Raw genomic sequence first — 24284 nt, forward strand, 5'->3', positions numbered from 1 at the left:
TTGGAATTCATGTTATTATTTAATTGTAATAAATGTCGAATACTGGAATATAACTTTATAATTTAAATTATAAGGAGGAATAAAAATGAAATCAACTGGTATTGTAAGAAAAGTGGACGAGCTAGGTAGAATTGTAATCCCTGTCGAACTACGAAGAACTTTAAATATCGAAACTAAAGATTCTCTAGAAATTTATGTAGATGAGGAGAAGGTCATCCTTAAAAAATATCAACCGGCTTGTATCTTTTGTGGCAATGCAGGAAATATCGAGAACTTTAAAGGAAAAAATATCTGTCCTGATTGCTTAGAGGAAATGGTTGATTCTATTTCAGCTTAACAACTTATATAAGTTATAAAGAGAGTGGCTAGCCACTCTCTTTATCTATTAACTCTAATTTTAGTAGCAATTTGATAGACTTCACTCTTAGGTAAATCTCTTACTTGAGCTACTTCTTTAATTGCTTCTTTTTTCGTCAATCCTTCTTCCATCTCTGTCTTAACATGCTCTAAAATAGATAAATCCTTCCACTCTTCTTGACTAGAGTTGCTAACTCCCCCTTCTAAAACTAAAACAATTTCTCCTTGGGGTTTATTAGTTTGATAATAAGTAACTAACTCACTAACTGGACTAGTAAGTACTTCCTCAAATTTCTTAGTTAATTCTCTACAAACAGCTACTTGTCTATCACCTAGAATCTCCCAGATATCCTGTAGTGTTTTTTGTAACCTATGTGGAGCTTCATAACAGATGATAGTTCTTTCTTCTCCAGTTAACTGTCGCAAATACTGCTGTCGCTTTTGTTTTTTGCGAGGCAAAAACCCTTCAAAAGCAAATCTGTCTGTTGCTAAACCAGAAGTAACTAGACCACTAGTCATAGCAGTTGGCCCGGGAATAACTTTAATAGACATTTCTTCTTCTCTTAATAAGTTAACTAGCTTATAACCTGGATCAGAAACTCCAGGCATACCAGCATCAGAAACTAAAGCTATATCATTCCCGGTTTGTAATTTATTATATAATTTTTGTTTTTTAGTATCAGCATTATGTTCATGATAGCTAGTTAATTGAGTATCTAGATCGTAATAATTAAGTAACTTACTTGTCCGCCTAGTATCTTCCGCTGCAATTAGATCAACCTCTCCTAAAGTATCCAAAGCTCGTAAAGTAATATCAGCTAAATTTCCAATTGGCGTTCCACAGATGTATAAAGTTCCTTCAGTCATTTCCATCCTCCTTTATCAACTCTAACTTAGCTTGGCGTGATAACTGTTTAATAGCATACTCTCGTTGTTGAGCTTGACTTCTGGTAGAGTACTCTTCACTATAACAGAGTTTAACTGGGGTTCTACCTCTAGTATATTTAGCCCCTGTTCCTTGATTATGCTCTCTTACTCTTCGCTGCAGATCAGTAGTATAACCAGTATACAAAGTATTATCAGCACATTGTAGTATATAAGTATAATGAGCCATAATAATAATTGATAGCTGATAAAACAAACTTCTGTAATTAATATTCCTCTATTATCTATCAACTATACACTATCAACTATCAACTTCCTCCTTTCTAGCTGGATAATAAATCTCTTTGATCTCTGGGGTATAATTCCCCTGGTCATCATAAATAACTAAAGGAGGTACTACTTCCAAGCCACTGCCTCCTCCTTTAACTGCTTCTACTAATACTAATTTAGCTGGACTATCCTGAGTAGAATGAATTAATCTCATCTGTTTACAAGCTAAATTATACTCCTCCATTAATGCTAATAACTCAGCTAAGCGCTGAGCTCTATAAACATAGGCCACCTGGCCTCCATATTTAACTAGCTGGTTACTAGTTTTAACTACATCCTCTAAGCTACATTTCAGTTCACAGCGAGCAATAGCTACTTCTTGGTGAGGACTTACCTGACCACTATCCACTTTTAAATAGGGAGGATTGCTGACAATATAATTAAAACTTTCTGAACCAAAATAATCCAAAGCCTCTTTTAAATCAAGTTGCAGGAAGTTCAATCTTGTTTGTAATCCATTATACTTAGCACTACGCTGAGCCATATCAATTACTTCCTGTTGGATATCAATCCCCCAGATATCAGCTAGATCATATTTGGCCTGTAATAGATGGGGCAGCACTCCAGTACCTGTTCCTAAATCTAACACTTGCGACTCGCATTTAGGATTAATAAAATTAGCCAGTAAAACAGCATCTAAAGAGAAACGAAAGTGATCAGGATGCTGAATCAACTTTAAACCATCAAGTAATAGATCATCTAACCTCTCTTTAGGTTGTAACTCAATCTCACTCACTACTAACTTCCTCCTGGTCAACAGGAGTGGCCTCTTCTTCTTCATCTAACAGACCAGCACAGAAGAGACAACTTCCCTCTCGGGCTTCACCAAAATTAAGATGACAAACATGAAATCCTTCTTCGTATAACCGTGATAAATTATGTTCTTCATCATCTGCTTGAGTTGCTGTTTCTTCCTCTTCCTTCTCAAATAACAACTTCTTTAAATCTTCATTTTCCTCTTTTAGATTCTTATTTTCCTTATACATATCATATACTGTATTCTTTACCTTTTGAAAATCATCATTTAAAACCTGTAACTGTTCCTGAAAATGGGCCAACAAACTAATAATCTCTTCCACCCTTTTACCTCCTAACTCAAGTTACTGATCCTCATCTGTTTTAGCCACTACTTCTATATCTGTTGCTTTAACTTCTACTTCCTCTTCTTTACCTAAATCAACTTTTAACGTTTCCTTAACTACATTTCTATCTGTTACCTGGCCAATTCCAAATTCAGTCTCTACTTTAGTACCTAAATCAGGCAATTCTTCTTTAATAGTCTGGTAGTTATTCTCCTCATATTTTAAACAACACATCAAGCGCCCACAAATACCAGAAATCTTATTAGGATTTAAAGCTAAATCCTGTTCCTTAGCCATCTGAATTGAAATCGGCTCAAAATCTCTTAAAAACCTACAACAACACAGTTCTCTTCCACAAGGGCCTAAGCCCCCATTCATTTTAGCTTCATCTCTAACTCCAATCTGTCTTAATTCAATTCTAGTCTTAAAGATAGCAGCTAGATCTTTGACTAATTCCCGAAAATCAACTCGATCATCAGCTGTAAAGTAAAATAAAAGTTTCCCCTGGTCTAGCGTGTACTCAGAATCAACTAACTTCATTGGTAAATCATGTTCAGCAATTTTATCTAAACAAATATCAAAAGCTTCTGCTGCAGCTTCTTCATTCTCTTTAGCTTGTTGTAAATCTTTTAATGTAGCCTTCCGCTTAATAGAGTCAATAGAATGATCAAACTCATCAGGATCAACTTCTTGCCCAGGATTAACAACTTCTCCAATCTCTAAACCCCGAATAGTCTCTGCTACGACCTTATCTTCTAGACTCAATTCAGTATCTTGAACTTGATAATAAGATATTTTACCTGCTTCTTTGAATTTAACTCCTACTACTTGCAAACCTGGCACCTCCTTAATTTAAGCAATAAAACTTCTAAAGATAATTGTAAATTAACATTAGCTTGTCTAATTTTATTCTTTGTTGTTTCCACTAATTCTATTATTTCTTCTACTTGATCTAAAGTTAATTCAATAGCTTCTGCTTGTAATTGAGGTAGATAATCAACATTAATCACCTTAGCTGTCTCTTCTAATTTACATAATAATATATCTCGATACCAAGTTAAAATAGAATTCAATACTTCTGCAATTGAATCCTGATAAGTTAACATTTTTTCTACTAACTTAAAAATCTCTAATCTATCTATATCAGTCAGAGAGGTTACTAACTCCATAATCTCTTCTCGCTTTGCTAAACCAGCTTCATCCTCTACTAAGTTAATTGCTTTCTTCATTCGTCCGGCAGCTAGAGAAGTAACCAGTTCACGTTTTTGCTCAGGTAACTGATAATCCTGTTCTAATTTATTAGCTACTAATCTATTAGCTACTCTATTAAACCGGACTAACTGACACCGAGAAATAACTGTAGGTAATAAATGGTCCACATTATTAGTTAATAAAATAATAATCCCATGTTCAGGCGGCTCCTCTAAAGTCTTTAGTAGACTGCTAGCAGCCTCAGCTGTCATCTGTTCTGCTTGATGAATAATATAAACTTTTTTCTTACTTTCGTAAGGTTTATAAACAATTTCTTGTTGAAAAGATCTGATTTGAGCAATCTTAATTGATTTACCATCAGGGTGTAACTCTTTAATATCAGGATGATTACCACTATCCACTTTACGACAGGAAATACATTCTCCACAGGCATCTTGTTTTTGTTCCTTACAATTAATTGCCTTAGCAAATGCAACAGCTACTCTATTCTTACCAACTCCTGTAACCCCTGAAAATAAATAAGCATGACTTAATCTATCCTGTTGGAGAGAATTCTGTAAAATGGAAACTGCTAACTCCTGACCTACTACTTGATTAAATGACATCCGCAACTCTCCTTTCCGGAGAATTATCTATACAAATCAATTAATAATCCTCGCACTTCATCTAACTGATCTAAAATATCCAACTGAGCTGATTGGTTATCTACAATTAAATTTGTTAACTCTTCTAAAGAACCATCCACTGATTTGACTATAGTCTGTACTTTTCCTTGGGTAGGACTATAATCTTCCTTCACTTGATACATCTTCTCTACAGCCTCATTAACAAAATTTTGCACCATCTTTTTATATTTAACTAACTCTTTAAAAGTCCGATGTTCAGCTAATTTTTCCCCTTGCTTATCAATCAATCCTAATAACTCATCCAACTTAGCTTTAGCTTCTGTCCCATGTACTTGCTTAAGTTCCTCTAAAAAAGTAATATTCTTACCTTTAACTTGGTTAATCTGCTGATTAGAACCAATTGATTTGTTAAATTGACTCTTAGCTTTGCTATTTTGAATCTTCATCTTATCCCCTTTCTATAAGATAGAAATATAATTTATCACAACCCTTAACCACTAAATATAGGGGATATTCTTCCAACCTTCTACTATATATACACTATAATTGGTAAGCATCAGTTATAATTATATCATCTAAACAAAAAAAAGAAAACTCCTTTTTGTAAACTAATGCTAACTACCAGATTTAATACCAAAAAATTATATTTTTTTCTGGACTAGGTCATAAACTTCGTTATGGATTTGCTTAATAGACTTTAACTGACCCTCTTCAACACACTCAACTAGTTCCCAATCATATTTTTCCGCTATCCAACAAGCAGTGCTATATGATTTTTCTAAATATTCATAATCACGTTCATGAATATCTTTTTCTTCACCATCAGTAAATTTATTTTTTCTATCTTTCATTAATTTCATACTTTGTTCTGGTGGTACATCTAAAAATATTACACAATCTGGAATAGGAAGTTCATACTTATTAAACTCTAAATCCCATAGCCAATCAAGATATTCCTCCTTTTCTTCTATACCATCATATTTAGCCGCCTGATGAACCATATTAGACGTTGTATACCTATCAGCTATAATAACCCCTCCCTCTTCATAAAAGTCTCGCCACTCTTTCTGAAAAGAGACATATCGATCTATAGCAAAAAAAGTAGACGAAGCATAAGGGTTTATACTATCTGCTTTATCACCAAACTCTCCATTTAAATACATCTTTACTAAAGCAGAGGATTTACTTTTATAATTAGGATACTCAACCTTACGAACCTCTCTATTTTCCTCAAGTAATCTCTTATATAATTTATCCGACTGAGTCTTTTTACCGCTTGCATCTGTACCCGATTCCAATACGATCAATTTACCTTTCATAAAAAACTCCTTTCTTATATATCTTACCTTGTTGAATAATTAATTTAGCAAACTCCAAAAGTGAATAATCAAGATTTTAATTTCTAATTATTCACTTGATTTATCTATTCCAAGGGAATTTATTATTGGTTATCCCTTGTTCTTTATCAATTAACTTTTCAACTAGATAAAGTAAAATCGTCCAAGTAACATGCTTTTATATTTCCTGAAACCATATAATCTTGGGCTTTCTAAATTATATCTTTCTTTCAATATAGAAAATAATCTTTCAATAGTTGTTCTATTACTATATATCTTTTCTCCCATTGGAGAATTAAAATGATTAGCATTTTCTATTCTACATTGATCAGTAAAATTCTCTATAGAATCAGCATTTTTAAGGTTTATATCAGTTAACAGATTAAATTTAAGTTTTTCTGATAATCTAAATAATTTAGCACTATCATAACCTGCATCTCCTAGTAGTATAAATGGATTATATTCTTTCAATTCTTTTAATAGATTTTCACAAATTTCATAAGTATTATCATAAACATTGGCAGTGGTTATCTTAAAAGTTAAAGGAATATAGTCATTTGAGCATATAAGATGTAGTTTATATCCTTTATACCATTTTAATCTAGTTGAATAACCTTTTTTAGCTTCAGAATCAAATTTAGAACTTCTTAAAGCAGTAGAATCAATGGAATTTATTCTGGTATCAGGATTTAATTTTGAAATAGTTAGCTTGAAAATCATATCAAGTTTTTTATCTTCAAGCTCCCCAAGTCGAAGACATAATGTAGAATGATCTGGTACTTCATTAAGTCCAATAATTCCAAGGATTAATGGATTTTCTTTAAGTTTAGTTTCTAATTCTCTTAAGCAATAAATTCTATTCTTAATTTTATATAGAAAGCACTTTATAAGTTGTAAATCTGAATATTTTTTAGGTCTACCTCGTTTTGTATTCTCTTGGGAGCTAAACTTTTTATAATAAATTTTATCTATTTTAGAACAAATTTGATAGAAGGTGTTTTCTTTTAGTACTTCAGGTGATATAATCATTTCTAGTCGCTCCTTTCTTTCTAGAGTTGGGTTTGGTCACCTGATGTACTACTAGAAAGGGAGCGACTTTTCCTTTTTTTGAATTGGAAAAATCTTTTATTCAACAACCTATATATATCTAAATAAATTTATAAAATATGGTTCTTTAATTTCTTGGATTGACATTTTTTAAGAAATATAATTTAGAATTTTATTATTCTAAACCAGTTTTAAAGCACATAAGAGAATTTATGCTAGCTTCAATTACAAATGACCCTCCCCAATTTGTTAGACACCCAGTTAAGCGATATAATAGAAGCAACAGAGGTGCTACAATTGGGAAAAAAGAAGATCATATACAGAAGAGTTCAAGAAAGATGCTGTTGGATTATCTAATGGATCAGATAAAACAGTTAAAGATGTATCTGAAAATTTAGATATACCTTATGGTACTTTAGTTAGATAGAGTCAAGAATACAAAGAAAAAGGTGATCTTACCTTTCCAGGCAATGGTAAACAAAAATTAACTCCTGAACAAAAAGAAATTAAAAAAAGAGTTAAAAGATGCTAAACTAAAACAGAGCATGATATTTTAAAAAGGCCATAAGCATCTTTTCGAACGAAGCGAAGTAATTTGCAGTTTTATCAGGGATCACAGTGATCAATTTACTGTGGTGAAGATGTGTCAGGTTTTAGAGGTGTCCCGCTCTGGATGTACAAAAGTTTTAAATGATTTACCAACTACATTCGCAGGATCATCTCCTATTAAATCAGCCTTAATTGGAGATGCATAGATGAAAATTCCATCAGATGATAAAGTATAGATAATATCATTTGCATTTTCAACAGATTTGCGAAATTTCTCTTCGCTTTTTTTCAAAGTTTGTTCAGCTAGTTTCCTAGTGGTTATATTTTCATGACTCATTACTACACTATGAGACCCTTTTCCAGCAAAAGAAGTTACTCTCATGATAAATCATCTTTTTTCATCAGATGAATGACCGGGATACTCTAATGAAAACTTAAGAACAAACTCGACCATATCCTTCAGCATAAATAAAAATATTACATATCTTTTAAAACTTAACTCCTCTACATTCAATTAAAGCATTCTCAATTTGATTTAAACTAATTACTATTTTATAAACTTTATAGCTCTACCAGCCTAATAAATTAGTAACATATTATTTAATCTTCATTTGTATTTTTCTACATTAATTATCTTTTCCCTGCAAAATGATAATCCAATCTAAAGTAAAAGATACATTCTAAAACTTACTCTGGATGAAAAATTTAACTTTTCTAGTCGTTAACCATAAATAATTCTATAATTATTGCTCTTATATTCCTAACGAGATCCTAACATTTTATATTAACAGTTATCATGAATTAAACAAAAAAGCTCCCCAAAATTGGGGAGCATAATCCTTACTGAATTGTAATCTAGCTCTATCTTCTCTACTCAATTATAGTCCCATAGCACATAATGGAATAGCAGCAGTTGCTACAGCAATAAAAGGGATTAAGATTTGTGTTATAGCAACATCAAAATAGGCTTCTTTATGAGTTAATTTACAGATTGCTAATAGTGTAATTAAAGCACCTTGGTGCGGTAAGGTATCCATAATTCCGGCGGAAATAGCCGATATTCTGTGCACATACTCCATTCGAATTCCTAGCGACCTATAAGTATCTCCTAAGGCAGAGTAGGCTGCTGCTAGTCCTCCCGAAGCAGACCCAGCTACACCAGCGGCAACCGCAGCAGTAACTGCTACAAACCACAGCGGACTCATATTTAAGTCCCTTAGCCAGTCAATAATCTTCTCAAAGCCAGTTGTAGTCTTAACTACTCCGGCAAAACCGACTACTGCTGCTGTATTTAAGATAGCAATTGCCGAGTTGTGCGTTCCTTTATTTAAGGTATCGATCCAGTCTCCAATACCATTTACGTAATCTTTCAAGAGAATCATGGCTACAATTACACCAATAGCTACTGAACCTTCAACAGGAACTCGGAACAAATTAAATAAGACTAGAATCAAGATACAGGGAATAGCCCCTAAAGCCGGATGCGGTAAATCATGGTCTTCAGCTTCAGACTTAGTCTCAACTAACTCCAGTGACGTTGGATCAGAATCAAAGGTAAGTCCCTTTGACTTATAATACCTACCCCGCCATTCTAGAAAAGCAAAGATAAGTATAAACTGTAATAGCCCGGAAGCAATCCCTGGAATCAAGGCAGCAGTAGGTCCAGTCCCTAGATACTTCATCGGAATAATATTCTGAATCGCCGGCGTTCCTGGTGAATTCATCGACCAGGTCCAAGTTCCAGACGAAATAGCTGCTGGAATCAATCTCCGCGGAATATTAGTCGCCTTAAATAACTGTATTGCAAGAGGGAACATAGCAAAGAAGACAACAAAACCGCTGATTCCTCCATAAGTCAAGATTCCAGTAATAATCATAATCATCGGTGCTGCCCAGCGATTGCCGGTTTTATCAATAATAAAATGGGCTATCGACTTAGCAGCTCCTGTATCCTCCATCACCGCTCCAAATAAGGCACCAGTTAAGAAGATCAGGAAGAACTTCTTAAAGTAACCCGCTGCTTCTGCCATGTAAGGCCCTAACATAGTATCATACATCGGTAATCCAAGTACTAAAATAAGAGTTATAGTCACAATTGGTCCTAATAGTGGTGCACTAACTCTTTTGAAGGCTAAAATGGCAAACATTACTAATAGAATTGGTAAGATTAATACATCCATTTTTTAATTCCCTCCTAAATTTGAATATTAACCGTTGGCCTTAATATCTGGTGCAATATTCATTAATTCATCGCTGAAGATTCTAGCATCCATCTCCTCTAGATTATCAGCTATAATCGGTTCAAAGCCCATTTGATCAATAATATCCTCTTGTAAGTCAACTCCTGGAGCAACCTCAGTTAATACTACTCCTTCTTCCGATAGTTCAAAGACAGCTCGTTCAGTAATATATAGAATCTCTTGGCCGATTTCTGATGCGTATTCACCGCTGAAAGAAATCTGCTCTACTTCATTTACGAACTTACTAATATCACCTTCATTTATAATCTCTAATTGACCACTAGCTACCTCAACTTCTAGACCACAAGCTGTAAAGGTACCACAGTAGACTACTTTCTGAGCATTCTGCGTAATATTTACAAACCCACCTACACCGGCAATCTTAGGACCAAACTTACTAACATTAACATTCCCCTCTTCATCAGCCTGAGCCAGTCCTAAAAAGGCAACATCCAAACCTCCGCCATCATAAAAGTCAAACTGATAAGGTTGGTCTAGTATCGCTTCCGGATTAGTTGAAGCTCCAAAGTCTAAACCGCCGGCTGGAATTCCACCAATTGGTCCTGCCTCTACAGTTAGATGCATTTCATCACTAACGCCTTCTTCAGAAGCTACGGCTGCAATACCTTCCGGCATCCCGATACCTAAATTAACAATAGAATCCGGAATTAACTCCATAGCAGCTCTTCTAGCAATAATCTTCCGCTCATTCAAAGCCAAAGGATCTAATGAATCCAATGGTACTGATATTTCACCATTGTAAGCTGCATTACACACCTCATCATATTGATCTTTGGAATTCTTATTAAGAACTACTGCATCAACCATAATGCCGGGAATTACAACATCATTAGGATCTAAACTTCCTGTTCGGGCTATTCTATCCACTTGAACTATGACTTTACCGCCTGAATTTTTCGCAGCTTGGGCCATAGAAAGCAGTTCTAAAGGCAGTACTTCATTTTCAATCGTAATATTACCCTTTTCATCAGCAGTTGTCCCTTTCAAAAATACTATATCAAGAGAGAAAGGCTTATATCTAAGATATTCTTCGCCTCCCACCTCCATTAATTCTACTAAGTCTTCAGTAGTAACATCATTTAGCTTACCACCTTCAACTCGCGGATCAGCTAGGGTCTTCAGACCAACATGAGTAATTGTCCCGGGTTTACCGGCAGCAATATCTCTAAAAAGATGGCTCATTACTCCCTGCGGAAAGTTATAAGCCTCAATCTTATTATTATTAATTAACTTACCAATCTTCGGCGCTAAAGCCATGTGGCCGGCAATCACTCGCTTAATCAAACCTTCATAAGCATAGTGATTAATTGCTTGGTCCTCTCCATCTCCCTGTCCAGCAGCATAGACTAAAGTTAAATCCTGCGGTGACTTAGTTTCTTGATACTTCTCTTCTAAGCCGGCACTGATCTCTTCGGGATGTCCAAAGGATACAAATCCGCTAGTTCCTACTGTCGCCCCATCTTCAATCATATTTATCGCTTCTTCAAGCTCAACAACTTTGTTGTTAGCCATAATAACCCTCCTATTTATTTTTACTGCCCTAGTCGGATGACTCTGCCGATAACAAAGCCGCCCGACTAACTAGTCAGGCAGTAAGCTTATAACTAAATTTTAATAATAGTTCTGTTATTCACAAGATCCTAATAAAAATTACTTGTCTTTAAACTCGGGATCTCTCTTATTTAAGAAAGCATCCATACCTTCAGTCTGATCTCCAGTATCAAAACAGATACCGAATAGATCACGTTCAATTACACTACCATCAGCAATTGTCATTTCTAAGCCAGTATTAATTGCTTCCTTAGCAAGTTTAAGAGTAACTGCTGACTTATCTACTATCTTAGCAACTAATTCTTCTACTGTATCCATTAATTCATCACCAGCTACAACATCATTGACTAAACCAATTTCTAATGCTTTATTAGCACTGATATGTTCACCAGTAAAGATCATCTCTTTAGCCTGTGCTTCGCCTACTAATTTAGGTAAGCGCTGTGTACCACAGAAGCCAGGGATAATACCTAACGTAATCTCTGGCTGACCAAACTGGGCATCTTCTGAAGCAATTCTTATATCACAAGCCATAGCTAACTCACATCCGCCGCCTAAAGCAAAACCGTTGATTGCGGCAATAACTGGCTTAGCACAGTCTTCAATATCAGCAAATATCTCCTGAGCCAGTTTAGAATACTCCTTAGACTCAATACAGTTCATCGGCTTCATAGCAGCAATATCAGCTCCAGCAACAAAAGCCCTACCTTCTCCAGTAATGACAATAGCCTTAACTTCATCATCTTCTTTCAGTTCATCCATAGTCGCACTTAACTCTTTTAACACATCTTCACTCAATGCATTCAATGCTTTAGGACGATTAATTCTAACAACTGCCCATTCTTTTTTAGATTCTACTTTTACTAATGACATTTTAATATCATCCTTTCTTTAATATTAAGATAAATAATTAAAAAATCAATAAATAAAAGGATAGTCCTTAATTTAAGATACATTAAATTTTAAGGACTATCCTTTCTATACATAATTATATTATTGATTTTTGCTAATTATTACTTTTAATTTCTTCAATTAATTCAGGAACAATTTCATGTAAGTCTCCTACAATACCATAATCACAAACATCGAAGATTTCAGCCTCTTCATCAGTATTGATCGCAACAATATACTCAGAATTATGCATTCCAGCTCTATGCTGAATAGCACCGGAGATTCCACAGGCAATATATAGCTTAGGCTTGACTGTCTTACCAGTCTGCCCTACCTGGTGTTCCTTATGAATCCAGTCTTCATCTACTACTGCTCGGGAAGCACCTACTTCAGCACCTAATACATCTGCTAATTCCTCAATCACATCGAATCCTTCCGGACTACCGACACCTCGACCACCAGCAACTATAATTTCAGCATCCTCTAGTTGAATTCCTTCACCAGCATCCTTGATTATCTCTTCAATCTCAGTCCAGATATCTTGAGAATCGATAGTATAATCAAACTCTATTATTTCTCCTTGCTGATTATAATCTGGCTCGACTTGTTCCATAACTCCTGGTCTTACTGTTGACATTTGGGGCCTATTATTAGGACAAACAATTGTTGCCATTAAATTGCCACCAAAAGCTGGACGCGTTTGTAATAAAAGATCATCTTCTTCATTAATATCTAACTCTGTGCAATCAGCTGTTAAACCAGCTTTTACTCTATTGGATACACGAGGAGCTAGATCACGCCCATTATTAGTAGCTCCTATTAAAACAATCTCAGGTTTTTTAGCTTCAATTAAATCACTAATTACTCGTGTATAAACCCCTGTTTGATAATTCTTTAATTTTTCATCTTCAGCAAGATATACTTTATCTGCACCATAAGCAATTAATTCCTGAGCTTGATCCTTAACATCAGAACCTAATAGTACAGTAGCTAACTCTGTATCTAACTTATCAGCTAGTTTTCTCCCTTCACTAACTAATTCTGAGGATACTTTTAGCAATTCATTATCACGTTGCTCAGCTAAAACCCAAACTTCCTCATAAGCAGATAAGTCAACATCCGTTGTTTCCTTTTCTTCCATTTTAATAGCATCAAATTCACAACTATCAACACAAGCTCCACAAAGTGTACATGTGTTTTCATCAACTACTGCAGTATTTTCTTCCATACTTAAAGCATTGAATGGGCATTCGTCTACACAAACACCACATCCTGTACATTTTTCTGCTATGATTTCTAGCATGTTTTTACTTTCACCCCCAAATTCCCAAAGTTAAATTGCTTTGTCTTCTTTTAGTTTGGCAACTAAAGTTTTAGCCTGTTCTTCCTTATCTCCTTCTAACATTTCTCCTTTAGCTTCATGAGTTGGAACAAAAGTATCATGAACCCAAGTTGGAGAACCATCTAATCCTAACTTATCCTCATTAGCATCTATATCATCTGCATTCCAAACTTTTATCTTATCAGAGTTATTAGCTTTAACAATTCGCATTGCTGATGGATACCGTGGTTCATTAATTGTACCTAATACTGTAACTAAGACAGGTAGGTTAGTTTTAATAATACTGTGACCATCTTCTAATACTCTTTTTATTCTTACTTGTTCATCATCTAACTCAAGACTATCAGCATAGGTCACTTGAGGAATATTTAAATTTTCAGCAATCTGTGGACCTACCTGAGCTGTATCTCCATCAATAGCTTGTCGACCACAGAAAATAATATCATAATCGCCTATTTTTTTAATTGCTTGAGATAAGGTATAAGATGTAGCTAATGTATCAGCTCCAGCAAAAGCACGATCACTAACTAAAATAGCCTCATCTGCTCCCATAGCCCATGCTTCTTTTAATGATTCTTTTGCTTGTGGAGGGCCCATACTTATAACAGTAACTTTCCCGCCATATTCTTCTTTTAATCTAACTGCCTCTTCAATTCCATTTTTATCTTCCGGATTGATTATACTAGGAACTCCCTCTCTAATTAAAGTTCCAGTTTCAGGGTCTATTTTAACTTCATTTGTATCTGGCACTTGTTTGACACAAACAACAATATTCATTAATTTATTTCCCTCCTTAACTTACTTCATTAAGTCACCAGAAACAACCATTTTCATTACTTCTGTTGTTCCCTCATAAATTTCTGTGATTTTAGCGTCTCTATATAATCTTGCTACAACATATTCTTCCATATATCCATAACCACCATGTAACTGAATAGCTTCTCTAGTTATATCCATAACTATATCTGAAGCAAAAGCTTTAGCTTCAGCAGCTTCTACAGAATACCGTTTTTCATTATCTTTAGTATAAGCTGCTTCATAAACTAAGTTTCTTGCTGCTCTTATCTTCATTTTCATTTCTGCTAATTTAAATTGATTTTCTTGGAATTTACCAATTGGTCTACCAAATTGTTCTCTTTCTTTAACATACTGAACTGATTCATCTAAAGCTCTTTGTGCAATTCCTAAAGCCTGAGCAGCAACTCCAATTCTACCGCCATCAAGAGCTTGCATAGCAATTTTAAATCCATCGCCTTCTTCTCCTAATAGATTTTCTTTGGGCACACGACAATCTTCAAAAATAAGTTCTCTAGTATCAGAAGCATTAATACCTACTTTATCTAATTTTTTACCTACTTTAAATCCATCCATATCAGCTTCAACAATAAAAGCACTCATACCTTTAGCACCTTTATCTGGATCTGTCAAAGCTAAAATTACAAGTGTATCTGCTACACCACCATTAGTAATAAACATTTTACTACCATTAAGTACATACTCATCTCCATCTAATTCTGCAGTAGTTTTAACACCACCTGCATCTGTTCCAGCACTTGGTTCTGTTAAAGCAAAAGCGCCTATATTATCACCACTAGCTAATGGAGTAAGATATTCTTCTTTTTGTTCTTCATTTCCGTGTTTATAAATTGTATCAGCACATAGAGAAGTATGAACCGAAACAGATATTCCATGCGAAGCACAAGCATAGGAAAGTTCTTCAACAGCTATAATATAACTTAAATTATCTGCACCTGCTCCTCCATATTTCTCTGGAAAAGGAATACCTAACATACCCGCTTGCCCTAACTTCTTCATATTTTCTGTAGGATATTCTTCTGTTTTATCAATTTCTTCTGCAATTGGTTCTACCTCATTCTCTGCAAAATCCACTATTGCCTTCTTAATCATCTTCTGTGTTTCAGTTAATTCAAAATCCATTTTTTATCCTCCTTTATATTTTAAATCAATTTAAGAAAACTTCCTAAATTATCTTCACATAAATTATAGTATTAATGCTTTAAATTAAGTTTAATTTTAATTTAATTCTCACTTAAATTTAATTTAAATTTCACTTAAATAAAAACTATCCTGCTCTCCAGCAGCCAGCACCATCTCGTTCCTGTTTTTTTATCATTAAAAAAATTAATTTTAAAAATAGTTTTATGGAACATTGTATAATTAAATGCACAAAAATGGTTTTATTTTATATAAAATTGAATTATATCATATATAATGATATAATGATTTGATATAATGGAAGGAGAGGGTGAATATGAAAAATACTATTGCAATGACAAAGTTTAATCCGTCTCTAGCTAATAAAAATTCCTGGAAGCAGAAACGACTCTGGAGTAAATATGCTCAGATTAAAGATTATCCGTTAACAGTTATTAAAGCCGGTCCCGGCCACGGCAAAAGCAATTCCATAGCCTTTTTCTTAACTAAGAATTATCCCAATAACTTCTTTTGGTACAGCATCGATAACAACGATACAGATACAAGTCACTTTCTGCTTAATCTCTTCTACGCTTTTAAGGCTCAAAATGAGAATATTGGTGCAGAAGAAATCAAATTATTAACCAAAAGTGATTCACAACAGCTTAATCTAGAGCAGTTAATTACTCAATTCACCAACAATTTAATGACTGAATTGAGTCAAGAATCATTTCTAGTCCTCGATGATTTTCATTTAGTAATTGAAAATCAAGATATTTCTAATCTATTAGCCTACTTTATTAAGTCATTACCACCTAATCTACATTTAATTATCAATAGTAGAAAAGAGATGCAGTTTGCCGAATGGAACCACTGGAGAGTAAAACAGCAGGTTCTAACGATTGATGAAAATCTTTTAACTCTCAACCCCAGCGAAATCAAGTACTTCTTTAGCGACCAATATAGTCGCCAATTTAGTAAAACAGAAATTGATGAGATCTATAATAAGACTCAGGGCTGGATATTAGCTTTAGACTTATTAGGCAGTTCTTTAGATACAGAGCTTAAAGAATTATTCTCCGAGGAAAGTGAATATCTAAATTTATTATTCCAATACTTAACAGCCGAAATTCTACTTCCCCAGTCCGAAGAAATTCAGAATTTCCTTTTCCAAACTGCAATTCTAAAGCAGCCGCGTATTGATATCTGTAACCAATTATTAGGAATTGATCATTCGCAGAAGATCTTCAATGAACTTTCTGACTATGAATTCTTTATTTCTAATCTAGAAGATGGCAGTTACAGCTACCACTATCTGTTACATAGACTTTTACAAAACAAGGGAGCAGCAAAATTTGATTACCAGAAGCTGCATCAGTCGGCTGCCGACCTCTTTTTAGAGCTAGAAGAAGAAGCCAATGCCCTCTATCATAGTCTACATGCTAATAATTATGAACAGACAGCTAAATTAGTTATTCAAACTGCCGATAAACTCTTAAAATCAATGAACTATAACGAACTACTGACAATTCTAAATCAACTCCCAGAAGAGATTTTTTCCGATTATCCATTATTATATCTCTATTTAGGAGATATATATCGTTTTACCAGCAGATTTGATCAAGCCGTTACAGCTTACAAACAGGCACAAAATTTCTTCGAAACAGATAATAACCAAACAAACCTAAATAAAATTTTAACTAGATTAAGCAGACTCTATTTAAATACTATTCAACCAAATTTAGCGGCTCAATATCTCAATCAGTTTCAGCAATTAATTACTGAAACTGATGCAGAAGATAACATAACTCTCTTAAAAATGAAAACCGAAAACCAAGCTAATTCCGGCCAACTCAATAAAATAGCAGAATTACAGGATAGAATCCAGCAAACTAATAGTAATAAGTTACAGAATAGTAATCTTCTCAGTTGGATTAAATTAAGAACTGGACAGTTAGATGAAGCCCAATCTATTCTAAAAGATAATCTAGACGCGACAAAAAAGCAGAATCGAACCCATAATTCTTATAAAGAAGCTCCACTGCTGCTCTCTTTAATCTATAGTTTACAAGGTAAGACTAAAAAGGCTAAGTTATATGCTAAGCAAGGTATAGAACTAGGAAATCAGTTTAATTCTCCTCTCATTAAAGCCGTTAGTCAAGCCCGATTGGGTCATGCTTATCAACTATACTTTCAATATACTAGAAATAAAGAATACTCTACTAAACTACGTGAATGCTATCACAAATCAATTGAATTAGCAGAAGAAATTGATCTACCCCGATCTAAAGCAGAAGCCTTATTAGGTTTATCCTTCTTTGAAGGCTTTTATGGCAGCACTAATTCAAGTCTTGATTATGCTCAAGAAGGGATTAAAATCTGTCGTCAAGCTGGAGATGAATGGATGGCCCATATGTTCAAGATTACTTTAGGCATTAATTCCTACTTTAGCGAAAATTTAGGAAAAGCAAAAAAATTATTTAAACAGGTTAACAACTTCTTTACCACAAATGAAAATCACTTAGGCAAGGCAATCAGTAAACTATGGTTATCGCTTATCGCTTATCAACAGAAAGACTGGAATAACTTTACTCAGCTAACTAAAAGCTTATTTAATATTACTGCCGAGTATAATTATAACTTCTTATTCTTTAATGCTAGCTTTTTAGCCAGTCTCGATCCAGCACAATTTATGCCGGTATTATTAGAAGCTGCTAAACGTGGCATAAAATCTGATTATATTTCAGCTTTAATGCCTAATAAATTCGATATTAATAAACTACCGCGGCATCCCGGCTATACCCTCGGCCTTAAGACCTTCGGCAATCTGCAGGTTTGGCGCGGTAGCTTAAAAATTAAGGATAAAACCTGGAATCGCAAAAAGGCGAAGGAGTTATTACAGCTCTTCATTGTCAACCGCAGTCAATTAATTCCTAAAGAAAAGATCTATTCTGCCATTTGGCCCGAATCAACGGAAGAAAAGGCCTATAGTAATTTCTATGTTACTCTAAACCATCTAAACAAGATTTTAGAACCAAACCGCAAATCCCAAGAAGATCCCTTCTTTATTATCCGCCGCGATTCTTCTTACGGCTTAAATAAAAAGGCCTGTTACTGTATAGACTGCGATAAGTTCGAAAAGTTAATTGAACGCGGTAATAATGCATTTAAACCAGAAGAGAAAGTCCATTACTATGAATCAGCTCTCAATGTCTATCAAGATGACTTTTTTGCCGACACTCTCTATCTAGACGGTATGAGAGAAGAAAGACAGCGGCTTAAGAATATCTTCTTAAATACAGCAGATGAATTGATGGACCACTACTATACTCAACAAGAGTTTCAAAATGCCCTTCGAATTGCTAACAGAATCTTAGAAGTCGATGACTGTTGGGAGAATGCTTATGTAATTAAGATGAAAATTTACCGTCAATTAAATCAACGACCTATGTTCGTCCATACTTATAATAAATATGAGCAGGTATTAAAGAATAAATTAGATGTCTTACCTGCTCCCGAAATAAAGCGGTTATATAAACAGATTAAATAGAGCTTGATGAATAAAATAAGGAGAAGATTAAAAATGAAGACAGCAAAACAAAAAAGAGGCAGAGGAGTTATGGCCCCTGGATTTAAGTACGGTAGAACCAAACCAGGCACTTCCATCGGCCCAGCTTTTTCTGTTAGCTCTGATTTACATGACTATATTAAGGAAAAATACGGCTCTACTTGCTGTCGAGTATTGACTAGTGATTTTGATGAATTTAAAAGCAGAGAACGCTTTCAACACTGCGTGACAATGATTGAAGATTTACCGCCTGGGTGATGGAGAGATTTCTTACAGATGAATTAATTAGAAGATCTAACTAAAGAGCAATGAATTGAGTAGGAGGCGGAGTTTCTCCGCCGTCCTCTCACACCACCACTCGTACCATTCGGTAAATGGCGGTTGGTTCAAACTATTGACGGTGTTCTGAATATATAACTATCAGATTAACAAGACCCAGTTTAGCCCAAAATTGATTATTAAGGATTTTGTGTAACTGTTGGCTTTTCAATAAGTGCCAGTATCCTTTCCGTGAGTTGCCAATCTTTGTAGCTTCCTCATCAGAAATCCCTAGACTTCTTGACATCCTCCCCGCCCGTTCCCTACGGTCACAAACGAGGATTCTTGATAGTTCAAGACTATCTTCCAAACTGACTTTACACTGCAACTCCCCGACTGAAAGGTCTAGAGTTCCATTCAATTTGGCAACTAATTGAATTAGAGGTATATCTGATTCAATACGCCTTCTAACCAATCGGATTTACCCTCTAAAGTACCGATTGTATACTTTTTAAAGATATTAATAGATCCAACTCCGTCCCTGTGGTATTTAAAATTACATTTAGGACAGTTATAGTTTCTATTTTGTGGTTTATGTTTTTTACCGTATATAGGACATGTTTGAGTAGTAGCAGTTTTTGGTTACCCTTTGCACTAAAGATATTTTCTCTAATTCCTTGAATATCCCCAATCACGATAGTAGAAACATTTTGCTTAATTGAGTAGCTAACAAGGTGGCTTGTGTATTTTTTCAACACATCCATAATCTTGTTTTTGCTTTTAAGCAGAAGTTTCTGCTTACCACGATTGAGTTTATTCCAGTGTTTAGAGTACTTTTGGCACTTAGATATCTTTTGCTGCAATTTATCTAACTCTTTATTACGAAATCGAATAAATGATTTTAATTTACCACCATTATAGATAATAGATTGCTGAGCATCAAAAATTACCATGGGATGTACTTGACCTAAATCTATAGTTAAAACTTTATCATTATTGTAAGTATCTATTTTCCTTCAATTACCACTAACTTTCACAACATAAAATTCCTCCTGGTTATAATTTATCCTAACAATTAAAATTGGCCCTCATAATGAGGGCCAATAATTAACTACTCTTGATCAAAACTATAGTTTGGTGCTTCTTTAGTTACTTTTATATCATGAGGATGACTTTCTTTTAATCCTGCACCTGTAATTTTAACAAATTTTCCTTCTTTCCGCAATTGGGTAATAGTTGCAGTACCACAATAACCCATTCCTGAGCGCAAACCACCTACTAATTGATAAATCGAGTCAGTTACTTCTCCTTTATAAGGCACACGTCCTTCTATACCTTCGGGCACTAACTTCTGCTTCTCTTCCTGGAAGTAACGGTCTTTACTACCTTCTTTCATTGCTTCTACAGACCCCATACCGCGATAAACCTTAAAGCTTCTACCGTTATAAATTACTTTCTCCCCAGGCGCCTCTTCTGTACCAGCTAATAAACTACCTAACATAACTGTAGATGCACCTGCTGCTAAAGCTTTAACAACATCTCCCGAATATTTAATTCCTCCATCAGCAATAACAGGAGTATCATATTCAGCTGCTGCCTGAGCACAATCATAAACGGCGCTAACCTGAGGCACTCCCACTCCAGCTACAACTCTAGTAGTACAAATAGAACCAGGGCCAACTCCTACCTTAACTGCATTAGCACCAGCCTCAATTAGAGCCTTAGTTGCTTCAGCAGTAGCTACATTACCAGCTATAACTTCTAAGTCAGGATATTTATTTGTAATCTCTTCCACCATAGCAATTACCTTTTGGGAATGACCATGAGCCGTATCAATAATTAATATATCAACCTCAGCTTCTACTAAAGCAGCAATTCTCTCTCGAGCATCATCACCTGTTCCTACAGCAGCCCCTGCTAATAATCTACCTTGTTCATCCTTAGCAGCATTAGGATACTTTCTTGCTTTTTCAATATCCTTAATTGTAATTAATCCTTTCAATATATTATCCTCATCAACTAATGGTAACTTTTCAATCTTATGCTCTTGTAATATTTCCTTAGCCCCTTCTAAATCTGTACCAACAGGTGCTGTAACTAGATCCTCTTTAGTCATTACATTCTTAATTGGTTGTTCATAATCCTTCTCAAAGCGTAAATCTCGATTAGTGATAATCCCTAATAACTCATTATCCTCAGCAACAATTGGCACTCCCGAAATATGAAACTTAGACATTAACTGCTCTGCCTTATGAACTTCATCTTCAGGATATAAGGAAAAAGGATTTACAATCACTCCACTCTCAGATCGTTTGACTTTATCCACTTCAGCCGCTTGTTCTTGAACAGTCATATTTTTATGAATAATTCCTAAACCACCTTGGCGAGCCATAGCAATCCCCATCTCAGCTTCTGTTACAGTATCCATAGCAGCACTTAAGACAGGAATATTTAGTTTAATATTCTTAGTTAAATAAGTGCTAGTATCAACTTCTTTAGGTAATACCTCGGAATGATCAGGTAGCAATAACACATCATCAAAAGTTAAACCTTCTTTTACTAGTTTATTCTCCATTTTTAATTCCTCCTTATTATCTTATTATTTACTGGCTATTAATTACTAATTCCCTCTACTAAACAAAACAGTCCTAAACATAACCAGGACATCTACCTCATACCAATTAAGGATTAATTCCCTAGTTATACTTAGGACCATAGTTCTTAACTGGTAGTCAGAAAGTTTAAGGCTTCCTGGTAGAGACTCCTAAGCCATATTCTTAGGATTATACTATTTAATTTTTCTTCAGTTTATCAAGTTTATTACTGAATGTCAAAGTGAAATATTTTTTTAAGTGATTAATCTACTATTAATAGCAAAAGAGCCAACTATTGATAGTTGGCTCTTTTAGAGAAAAATTATTTTTCACCACATCGTTGTAAAAGATTTTCCCATCGTTGGTCAACATGGGCTTGAATATCTTCAACTAGTTCCTGATTATCTTGTTCAAATAAATGTTTAAAGCGACCTTGTGGTTTTAACCAAGCTTCAATATCCTTCTTTTCACTTGGCTTATAATTTAAATTCCACTCACCTTCTTCAACTTCAAACAATGGCCAGAAACAAGTTTCCGTAGCTATCTTAGTTAACTCAACACCTTGTTCTGCTCTACTTCTCCAACCACGGGGACAAGGAGCCAAGATATTGATAAAGGCTGGCCCATCAACTTCAAAAGCCTTCTCAGCTTTCTGAATTATATCCTGTGGTCGCCAAGGAGAAGTCTGTGCTACATAAGGAATACCATGAGCAGCCATAATATCAGTAATTTCTTTTCGATACTGCTCTTTACCAGGAATCACTTCCCCAGCAGGAGAAGTAGTTGTATTTGCGCCCTTGGGTGTAGCACTAGAACGCTGAATTCCTGTATTCATATAAGCACCATTATCGTAACAAACATAAACCATATCATGACCACGTTCCATAGCTCCAGATAAAGATTGCAGACCAATATCATATGTTCCACCATCTCCACCAAAAGCAATGAAATCATAGTCTTCATCCATCTTGCCTTGTTTCTTAAGAGAACGATAAGCAGCTTCAGCTCCACTTACAGTAGCTGCAACATTCTCAAAAGCATTATGGATAAAGGAATCTTCCCAAGCAGTATAAGGATAAATAGTAGTCGAAACTTCTAAACAACCAGTTGCACATCCTACAACAGCTGGGTTATCACTAGCATTCATAATCATTCTTGTAATTGTTCCTGCTCCACAACCAGAGCATAGTCTATGTCCACCAGTTAATCTATTACCTTTATTTGCAACTTCTTTTAAATCCATTCATCACACCTCCTATTCTCTGACACCAAGATGATTGATTCTATTCTTAACTTCACCAGTCTCAACAATTTCTTGTAGATCTTTATAAACTGACTCAATCTGCTCCACCTTAGTATCTCGTCCACCTAAGCCATAGACATAATTAACTGCTTCTACATCAGACTCAGCATCATAAAGAGCAGCTCTAATGTCAGCAAATACTGGACCACCAGTTGTAGAGAAAGTTTCAGCACGATCCATAACAGCTACTGCTTCTAGGTCTTCTAGAGCTTCTGCAATTTCCTCAGCAGGAAATGGACGGTATAATCTTATCTTTAATAAACCTGCCTTGATACCTTGGTCTCTTAAATTCTTGATAGCAGCTTTAGCAGTTCCAGTAGTAGAACCTAAAGCAACAATAGCTATCTCAGCATCATCTAGCTTATATTCTTCAAATAAACCATAATCTCTACCTGTTAGTTCTTCGTATTCGTCAGCAACTTCTAAAACAACATCTTTAACATTCTTACTTGCTTCTACTTGTTGCATCTTATGTTCATAATAGAAGTCCTGTAAATCCAAAGGACCTACAGCAATTGGATTTTCTGGATCTAGTAGAGTCTCATCAGGATTATAATCGCCAATGAAGTTCTGAACATCCTCATCAGCTAATAATTCTACATCTTCAACAGCATGACTGATAATGAACCCATCCATATTAACCATGCTTGGCAACATAACATCTTCATGCTCAGATACTCTAATAGCTTGAATAGCATTGTCATAAGCTTCCTGAGCATTTTCAGCATAAAATTGAATCCAACCAGAATCACGAGCTCCCATAGCATCACTGTGATCACAGTGAATATTAATTGGTCCACTTAAAGCTCGATTAACAACCGGCATTACAATTGGTAACCGAGTACTAGCAGCAATATAAACAATCTCCCACATTAAAGCTAATCCATTAGCAGCAGTTGCTGTCATTGCTCTAGCTCCAGCAGCAGAAGCACCTACTGTCGCACTCATAGCACTATGTTCACTTTCTACAGTAACAAATTCACTATCTACTTTTCCATCAGCTACAAATTGAGAAAACATCTGCACAATTGCAGTCTGAGGAGTAATAGGGTATGCACAAACAGCATCTGGTTCAATCTGACGCATTGCTTGAGCCATAACCTCATTACCAGTTAAGGCAACTTGTTTAGACATATTTAGTCCTCCTTCCAAATTC

The 24284-nt window shown here is 35.0% G+C and carries 22 protein-coding genes, 3 pseudogenes and 1 riboswitch; of the genes and pseudogenes, 4 read left to right on the forward strand and 21 right to left on the reverse strand.

Going from position 1 to position 24284, the window contains the following annotated elements:
- Positions 1-85: 85 nt before the first annotated feature.
- Complete coding sequence (locus ACYQ3D_RS10740) at positions 86-337, forward strand: AbrB/MazE/SpoVT family DNA-binding domain-containing protein (protein ID WP_459838374.1); 252 nt, start codon at positions 86-88, stop codon at positions 335-337.
- A 41-nt stretch (positions 338-378) separates the two neighbouring features.
- Here the strand turns inward: ACYQ3D_RS10740 and rsmI are convergent, their stop codons facing one another.
- The 9 genes and pseudogenes from rsmI to ACYQ3D_RS10785 form a co-directional block, all read right to left on the reverse strand.
- Positions 379-1224, reverse strand: a complete 846-nt coding sequence (rsmI, locus tag ACYQ3D_RS10745; protein WP_459838375.1) for a 16S rRNA (cytidine(1402)-2'-O)-methyltransferase — start codon at positions 1222-1224, stop codon at positions 379-381.
- Positions 1217-1471 carry a GIY-YIG nuclease family protein gene (locus tag ACYQ3D_RS10750; protein WP_459838413.1) on the reverse strand — a complete coding sequence of 85 codons (255 nt, stop codon included), beginning with the start codon at positions 1469-1471 and terminating at the stop codon, positions 1217-1219. The genes rsmI and ACYQ3D_RS10750 overlap by 8 nt, the downstream gene beginning before the upstream one ends.
- Positions 1472-1543: 72 nt before the next feature.
- Positions 1544-2308 carry a tRNA1(Val) (adenine(37)-N6)-methyltransferase gene (locus ACYQ3D_RS10755; RefSeq protein ID WP_459838376.1) on the reverse strand — a complete coding sequence of 255 codons (765 nt, stop codon included), beginning with the start codon at positions 2306-2308 and terminating at the stop codon, positions 1544-1546.
- Complete coding sequence (locus ACYQ3D_RS10760) at positions 2301-2651, reverse strand: initiation control protein YabA (protein WP_459838377.1); 351 nt, start codon at positions 2649-2651, stop codon at positions 2301-2303. The genes ACYQ3D_RS10755 and ACYQ3D_RS10760 overlap by 8 nt, the downstream gene beginning before the upstream one ends.
- A gap of 21 nt (positions 2652-2672) precedes the next feature.
- Positions 2673-3488, reverse strand: a complete 816-nt coding sequence (locus ACYQ3D_RS10765) for a PSP1 domain-containing protein (RefSeq protein ID WP_459838378.1) — start codon at positions 3486-3488, stop codon at positions 2673-2675.
- Complete coding sequence (gene holB, locus ACYQ3D_RS10770; RefSeq protein ID WP_459838379.1) at positions 3479-4471, reverse strand: DNA polymerase III subunit delta'; 993 nt, start codon at positions 4469-4471, stop codon at positions 3479-3481. The genes ACYQ3D_RS10765 and holB overlap by 10 nt, the downstream gene beginning before the upstream one ends.
- A 23-nt stretch (positions 4472-4494) precedes the next feature.
- Entirely contained in the window at positions 4495-4938 is a 444-nt protein-coding gene (locus tag ACYQ3D_RS10775; protein ID WP_459838380.1) for a YaaR family protein, read from the reverse strand.
- A gap of 195 nt (positions 4939-5133) precedes the next feature.
- The gene (locus ACYQ3D_RS10780) at positions 5134-5811 is read right to left on the reverse strand and encodes a dTMP kinase (RefSeq protein ID WP_459838382.1); all 678 of its coding nucleotides are present in this window, start codon (positions 5809-5811) and stop codon (positions 5134-5136) included.
- A 100-nt stretch (positions 5812-5911) separates the two neighbouring features.
- Positions 5912-6858: pseudogene (locus ACYQ3D_RS10785) on the reverse strand (transposase).
- Positions 6859-7180: 322 nt separating this feature from the next.
- Between ACYQ3D_RS10785 and ACYQ3D_RS10790 the strand changes: the two are divergent.
- Positions 7181-7550: pseudogene (locus ACYQ3D_RS10790) on the forward strand (transposase); the annotation flags it as partial.
- Here the strand turns inward: ACYQ3D_RS10790 and ACYQ3D_RS10795 are convergent.
- From ACYQ3D_RS10795 to ACYQ3D_RS10825, 7 genes are all read right to left on the reverse strand, one after another.
- The gene (locus ACYQ3D_RS10795; protein WP_459838383.1) at positions 7523-7807 is read right to left on the reverse strand and encodes a PAS domain-containing protein; all 285 of its coding nucleotides are present in this window, start codon (positions 7805-7807) and stop codon (positions 7523-7525) included. The pseudogene ACYQ3D_RS10790 and the gene ACYQ3D_RS10795 sit on opposite strands and share 28 nt — an antisense overlap.
- A gap of 496 nt (positions 7808-8303) precedes the next feature.
- A complete protein-coding gene (locus tag ACYQ3D_RS10800; protein WP_459838384.1) occupies positions 8304-9605 on the reverse strand; it encodes a GntP family permease in 1302 nt (433 codons plus the stop codon).
- 27 nt (positions 9606-9632) lie between these two features.
- Positions 9633-11198, reverse strand: coding sequence for an acyl CoA:acetate/3-ketoacid CoA transferase (locus ACYQ3D_RS10805; protein WP_459838385.1), 1566 nt, complete (start codon positions 11196-11198; stop codon positions 9633-9635).
- 138 nt (positions 11199-11336) lie between these two features.
- Positions 11337-12110, reverse strand: coding sequence for an enoyl-CoA hydratase-related protein (locus ACYQ3D_RS10810; RefSeq protein ID WP_459838386.1), 774 nt, complete (start codon positions 12108-12110; stop codon positions 11337-11339).
- A gap of 133 nt (positions 12111-12243) precedes the next feature.
- Positions 12244-13431, reverse strand: a complete 1188-nt coding sequence (locus ACYQ3D_RS10815; protein WP_459838387.1) for an FAD-binding protein — start codon at positions 13429-13431, stop codon at positions 12244-12246.
- Positions 13432-13461: 30 nt separating this feature from the next.
- Entirely contained in the window at positions 13462-14247 is a 786-nt protein-coding gene (locus ACYQ3D_RS10820; RefSeq protein ID WP_459838388.1) for an electron transfer flavoprotein subunit beta/FixA family protein, read from the reverse strand.
- A 21-nt stretch (positions 14248-14268) separates the two neighbouring features.
- Entirely contained in the window at positions 14269-15408 is a 1140-nt protein-coding gene (locus tag ACYQ3D_RS10825) for an acyl-CoA dehydrogenase (RefSeq protein ID WP_459838389.1), read from the reverse strand.
- 334 nt (positions 15409-15742) lie between these two features.
- On the opposite strand from ACYQ3D_RS10825, the gene ACYQ3D_RS10830 reads away from it, so the two are divergent.
- Together ACYQ3D_RS10830 and ACYQ3D_RS10835 are read left to right on the forward strand one after the other, a co-directional pair.
- A complete protein-coding gene (locus ACYQ3D_RS10830; RefSeq protein ID WP_459838390.1) occupies positions 15743-18955 on the forward strand; it encodes a BTAD domain-containing putative transcriptional regulator in 3213 nt (1070 codons plus the stop codon).
- A gap of 33 nt (positions 18956-18988) precedes the next feature.
- Positions 18989-19231: a C-GCAxxG-C-C family protein gene (locus tag ACYQ3D_RS10835; RefSeq protein WP_459838391.1), complete on the forward strand. Its 243-nt coding sequence runs from the start codon at positions 18989-18991 to the stop codon at positions 19229-19231.
- A 438-nt stretch (positions 19232-19669) separates the two neighbouring features.
- Here the strand turns inward: ACYQ3D_RS10835 and ACYQ3D_RS10840 are convergent, their stop codons facing one another.
- The 5 genes and pseudogenes from ACYQ3D_RS10840 to ACYQ3D_RS10860 form a co-directional block, all read right to left on the reverse strand.
- A complete protein-coding gene (locus ACYQ3D_RS10840) occupies positions 19670-19843 on the reverse strand; it encodes a zinc ribbon domain-containing protein (RefSeq protein ID WP_459838414.1) in 174 nt (57 codons plus the stop codon).
- Positions 19844-19914: 71 nt separating this feature from the next.
- A pseudogene (locus tag ACYQ3D_RS10845) lies at positions 19915-20241 on the reverse strand (transposase); the annotation flags it as partial.
- A 101-nt stretch (positions 20242-20342) separates the two neighbouring features.
- Positions 20343-21806 (reverse strand): IMP dehydrogenase, encoded by a 1464-nt coding sequence (guaB, locus tag ACYQ3D_RS10850; protein ID WP_459838392.1) that lies wholly within the window; start codon positions 21804-21806, stop codon positions 20343-20345.
- Positions 21807-21940: 134 nt separating this feature from the next.
- Positions 21941-22042, reverse strand: a riboswitch (purine riboswitch).
- A 105-nt stretch (positions 22043-22147) separates the two neighbouring features.
- Complete coding sequence (locus tag ACYQ3D_RS10855) at positions 22148-23068, reverse strand: thiamine pyrophosphate-dependent enzyme (RefSeq protein WP_459838393.1); 921 nt, start codon at positions 23066-23068, stop codon at positions 22148-22150.
- Between the two features lie 12 nt (positions 23069-23080).
- Positions 23081-24262: a transketolase C-terminal domain-containing protein gene (locus ACYQ3D_RS10860; protein WP_459838394.1), complete on the reverse strand. Its 1182-nt coding sequence runs from the start codon at positions 24260-24262 to the stop codon at positions 23081-23083.
- Positions 24263-24284 lie beyond the last annotated feature (22 nt).

The organism is Halanaerobaculum tunisiense (assembly GCF_054657635.1).

Excerpts from the sequence above, each read along its gene's own strand:
- ACYQ3D_RS10740 (WP_459838374.1), top strand. The coding sequence starts at position 86 with ATGAAATCAACTGGTATTGTAAGAAAAGTGGACGAGCTAGGTAGAATT.
- rsmI (WP_459838375.1), bottom strand. The coding sequence starts at position 1,224 with ATGACTGAAGGAACTTTATACATCTGTGGAACGCCAATTGGAAATTTA.
- ACYQ3D_RS10750 (WP_459838413.1), bottom strand. The coding sequence starts at position 1,471 with ATGGCTCATTATACTTATATACTACAATGTGCTGATAATACTTTGTAT.
- holB (WP_459838379.1), bottom strand. The coding sequence starts at position 4,471 with ATGTCATTTAATCAAGTAGTAGGTCAGGAGTTAGCAGTTTCCATTTTA.
- ACYQ3D_RS10775 (WP_459838380.1), bottom strand. The coding sequence starts at position 4,938 with ATGAAGATTCAAAATAGCAAAGCTAAGAGTCAATTTAACAAATCAATT.
- ACYQ3D_RS10780 (WP_459838382.1), bottom strand. The coding sequence starts at position 5,811 with ATGAAAGGTAAATTGATCGTATTGGAATCGGGTACAGATGCAAGCGGT.
- ACYQ3D_RS10795 (WP_459838383.1), bottom strand. The coding sequence starts at position 7,807 with ATGAGAGTAACTTCTTTTGCTGGAAAAGGGTCTCATAGTGTAGTAATG.
- ACYQ3D_RS10800 (WP_459838384.1), bottom strand. The coding sequence starts at position 9,605 with ATGGATGTATTAATCTTACCAATTCTATTAGTAATGTTTGCCATTTTA.
- ACYQ3D_RS10805 (WP_459838385.1), bottom strand. The coding sequence starts at position 11,198 with ATGGCTAACAACAAAGTTGTTGAGCTTGAAGAAGCGATAAATATGATT.
- ACYQ3D_RS10810 (WP_459838386.1), bottom strand. The coding sequence starts at position 12,110 with ATGTCATTAGTAAAAGTAGAATCTAAAAAAGAATGGGCAGTTGTTAGA.
- ACYQ3D_RS10815 (WP_459838387.1), bottom strand. The coding sequence starts at position 13,431 with ATGCTAGAAATCATAGCAGAAAAATGTACAGGATGTGGTGTTTGTGTA.
- ACYQ3D_RS10820 (WP_459838388.1), bottom strand. The coding sequence starts at position 14,247 with ATGAATATTGTTGTTTGTGTCAAACAAGTGCCAGATACAAATGAAGTT.
- ACYQ3D_RS10825 (WP_459838389.1), bottom strand. The coding sequence starts at position 15,408 with ATGGATTTTGAATTAACTGAAACACAGAAGATGATTAAGAAGGCAATA.
- ACYQ3D_RS10830 (WP_459838390.1), top strand. The coding sequence starts at position 15,743 with ATGAAAAATACTATTGCAATGACAAAGTTTAATCCGTCTCTAGCTAAT.
- ACYQ3D_RS10835 (WP_459838391.1), top strand. The coding sequence starts at position 18,989 with ATGAAGACAGCAAAACAAAAAAGAGGCAGAGGAGTTATGGCCCCTGGA.
- guaB (WP_459838392.1), bottom strand. The coding sequence starts at position 21,806 with ATGGAGAATAAACTAGTAAAAGAAGGTTTAACTTTTGATGATGTGTTA.
- ACYQ3D_RS10855 (WP_459838393.1), bottom strand. The coding sequence starts at position 23,068 with ATGGATTTAAAAGAAGTTGCAAATAAAGGTAATAGATTAACTGGTGGA.
- ACYQ3D_RS10860 (WP_459838394.1), bottom strand. The coding sequence starts at position 24,262 with ATGTCTAAACAAGTTGCCTTAACTGGTAATGAGGTTATGGCTCAAGCA.